The sequence below is a fragment of the Prosthecobacter sp. genome, from assembly GCF_044373815.1.
Lineage (GTDB): Bacteria > Verrucomicrobiota > Verrucomicrobiia > Verrucomicrobiales > Verrucomicrobiaceae > Prosthecobacter.
On the sequence record NZ_JBIPNG010000619.1, the window covers coordinates 1 to 3275 of the forward strand.

The following is a 3275-nucleotide window of genomic DNA, read 5'->3' on the forward strand; positions in this document are numbered from 1 at the left end:
TGGTTTCCCGCAGGTCGCAGCGGCAGATTAATTCATGGTCATCACTGGCGGTGCTTTGGCACGCTGGCGATTCGGTTTCGGGCTGATTCATTCGCAATTGTTGGTGCGCTGGCGGCGGTTCGCGTCTCCTCGAATTCTGAAGGAGGAAGACAATTAGCGGCCTGCTTCGTTACTTGCCGTTTTGTTCAGGCGTTGAGTTTGCGAGCCTTCGCTTGGATGTGGAACCGCTGGCGCATCACAGCGTCCACCTCGTTAAGATCGTAGCGAACACTTTTCCCGATTTTGAAGAACGGGAGCGTTCCGTTGCGGGTGAGTTCGTCAATTGTTCGCAGTGATAGACCGCAGTGAATGGCGGTTTGTTTACGTGTTTTCTTCTCAGCGGGAAGGCTGGAACCGGTGTGGGGTGTGGCGTCGTTGCTCATGGAAGAGCGTTATGATGCACCTCACTGCGAGCGCTTAATATGCGCACCAAATCCAAAGAATTGCGCCAGTTTATAGGCGCTTCTTCTCAGGTTTCCTGCCGCCCTTCCTTTTGATAATCTTCACTCCCATTTCCTTCGCAATCCTTTTGTTCGTGTCTCGTTTGCTGCCGTGTGCGGCCTGATGAGGAGCGAGACTTGCAGCGAATTCCTCAGTAGTCAGAGGAGGAAGCTGCCATTTTGGCCCCTTTTCCTCTTGTCGCATTGCAATGATGGCAGCCTCTGTGCGTGCAGGATCAACAGGAGACCAGTCTCCGTTGTCTGACGGTGGATTCTTGAGTAAAATTTCGGCAATGCCTTCAAAAAGCGAGGCGTCCCGTCGTTGCAGGGCATTCGCGACTCGCTGGCCCAAAAAAAGCAGCCAGTCGTGAAGATTTCCCTCTTGCTGTGGATCGCGCTCCTCTGAGTCCTTGGGAATCTTCGCAAGCCGTAGTGCGTTTTCATGGACAAGCATGACAGCCTCATCGTGGAAGTCTCCATATCCGGCCTCATCTAGTGTCCTAGCTCCCTTCACTCGGCCACGTTTTCGGCCTGAGTTTTTCTTCTGTGTGAGTTTCAGGTTTGCTGTGCTCATGCTGCCGCCTTGATGTGGATTATATTCTTCGGCTGAACGTTGTCGGGCGTGATCTCAAAGAAAGCCGCTGCATCCTCACGGGTGGCAAGTTCGCGGTAGTGCTGAAAGAGAACGGTGGTGTTTGTGTGTCCGAGTTGAAGAGAAGTCTTTGCGGCGTCTTGATGGAGCGCCAGATGATAGCTGGCGTAAGAATGACGGCAGGCATTTGGAGGCCAGCCAATGCCCGCAGTTTTTCGGGCGATGTCGAAACGGTCGTGGTGGCGCATTTCAGTCAGACGCACAGGGCCAGATGGGCGAGCATGCGGCTCCAACCATGCGCGAAGATTTGGCGTAATGTCCACAAGGCGGCGTTGACTGCTCTTGGCATTTTCGGCAGTGACCTCGATAAAGTTGCGTCGAAGGTCAATCTGCTGCCAGTCCAACCGCTGAATTTCAGCCGTGCGGAGTCCCGCAAAAAAGCCGATTGCAAGCGCCGGGACGATTTCCGCAGAAGCAGCGACAAGAAGGGCGGCAGTGTCCGCAGTCGAAAGGATGCCGGGAGGCTTCCGAAGCACCTTTACTTTGTCCGCACGGGCCACAGGATTTTCTTCTGTGTAGCCACGGCCAACGCAGTAGCCAAAGAAGTTGTGCAGCAATCGCCGGTGCTTGTCCTTGGATTGAGCAGCATTCTTGAGGCCGAAAACCCATGAGTTCACGTCTTTCGTGGTAATCTCAGCAATGAGGCGTTTGGCATGCTTTTTGGCAAACCGCTCCAGTCGATAGGTGAAGTCCCGAAGATGAACAGCGCTCACGCCTTCCTTGCGGCGCGATTCTACAAACTCATCATACGCGGACAGCACATTCACAGAGCGACGGCGCAAGTGCAGATGCTCGGCATAGAAGGTCAGAGCCGCATCCATGGTAAAGCCCTTCACGCCATCGGCGGAGAATTTTTCAGCAAGCTCACGGGAGCGAATGACCGCCTTCCTCTCGGCATCGGTGAAATCAGCATGCTTCCGGCCCTCGTTTAAAAGCTCTACCTTTTTCTCATTCACGAATGCATCCGCGCCGTCCGGCCCCGTGCGTGCCGTGAAGTATTTCTGTGTGTAATCGTCACCCTGTCGAAATGTGACGCGGAACTTGTAGCGCGGATGTTTAACCTTCTTGAGCGTGATAAGCTGGCGAGCCATGATTGCATGATGATGCAGGGAATTGCATCAAATGCCAGCCAAAAACCATTACAAAACCATTACTTCGAAATGGAAGCCTTGATTTATCAGAATGGTTTACGGTCTCCGAAGCCGCATATCCAGGTTCGATTCCTGGCGGGCGCACCAGCTTGCTACATGGCTGGAACTTGGTTTCACTTGGAGGGGCATTGCCAAACGGCATTTCCTGAAACATTCGCCACACGAGTTCTGATTTGCCTCTGCGCATGAGTGCGCTTTCCTGCCATCATGTGTGGCCGTCTGAACCAGTTCGCGAAGATCCCCGCGCTTTCCCTCGCGGGGAAGAAGCTGCGGATCGAACGACGACCGAAGAAAAAGGACGAGGACATGAAGTCCGAGGTGCCGGTGTTCCACAACATCTGCCCCACGGATTACGCGGACGTGCTGACCATGCAGGCTGACGAGATCGGCATCGAGCGCATGCGCTTTGGCCTTGTGCCATCGTGGGCCAAAGGCAGCAAGAGGGAGGTCGCGAAGAAGTTCGGACTCACGTTCAATGCGCGGTGTGAGAGTATCTTTGACCTAGCCTCCTACCGCGGCCCCATCCTGCGCCAGCGCTGCGTCATTCCTGTGCAGGGCTGGCATGAATGGCCCGATCGCACCACTCCCTACTTCATCCATCGCTCGGATGATGCGCCCGTCTTGTTGGCTGGCATCTGGGATGTGTGGGAAAGCCGCAGCCCGGAAGATTTCGAAAGCGGAGCTGTCATCACTTCCATGAGTGTCGTCACAACGCCACCGGGGCGTTACATGGCCAAGTTTCACGACCGCAGTCCGCTCATTCTTGAGGGCGAAGCAGCCCTTGCATGGATGCAGCCAGGCATGCAGGCCGAAGACTTGCGCGCCCTCTTCCGCCCCTATGAAAGCGAGCTGCTGGAGGCTTATCGAGTCTCCACCGCCGCCAATCTAGCCCGCAACAAAAGCGAAGAAGCCCTGCGCCCAATAGCGCCGCCTGTGCCGCAAGCCGGAGACGAAGCAGTCAAAGTGGAAGTGGATCCCGGACCGCAAATGCTG

The 3275-nt window shown here is 55.2% G+C and carries 4 protein-coding genes; 1 reads left to right on the forward strand and 3 read right to left on the reverse strand.

The window, feature by feature from the left end; translation table 11 throughout:
* Positions 1–185 precede the first annotated feature (185 nt).
* The 3 genes from ACIREA_RS29215 to ACIREA_RS29225 all read right to left on the reverse strand — a co-directional run bounded on the left by ACIREA_RS29215 (position 186) and on the right by ACIREA_RS29225 (position 2222).
* The gene (locus tag ACIREA_RS29215) at positions 186–422 is read right to left on the reverse strand and encodes a helix-turn-helix transcriptional regulator (protein ID WP_397385849.1); all 237 of its coding nucleotides are present in this window, start codon (positions 420–422) and stop codon (positions 186–188) included.
* Positions 423–492: 70 nt separating this feature from the next.
* Positions 493–1053, reverse strand: coding sequence for a hypothetical protein (locus ACIREA_RS29220; RefSeq protein ID WP_397385850.1), 561 nt, complete (start codon positions 1051–1053; stop codon positions 493–495).
* Positions 1050–2222 carry a tyrosine-type recombinase/integrase gene (locus tag ACIREA_RS29225; protein ID WP_397385851.1) on the reverse strand — a complete coding sequence of 391 codons (1173 nt, stop codon included), beginning with the start codon at positions 2220–2222 and terminating at the stop codon, positions 1050–1052. Before ACIREA_RS29225 ends, ACIREA_RS29220 begins: the two co-directional genes overlap by 4 nt.
* A 267-nt stretch (positions 2223–2489) precedes the next feature.
* Here ACIREA_RS29225 and ACIREA_RS29230 point away from each other — a divergent pair.
* Positions 2490–3275 (forward strand): SOS response-associated peptidase (locus tag ACIREA_RS29230; RefSeq protein WP_397385852.1); only part of this gene is annotated, 786 nt, incomplete at its 3' end.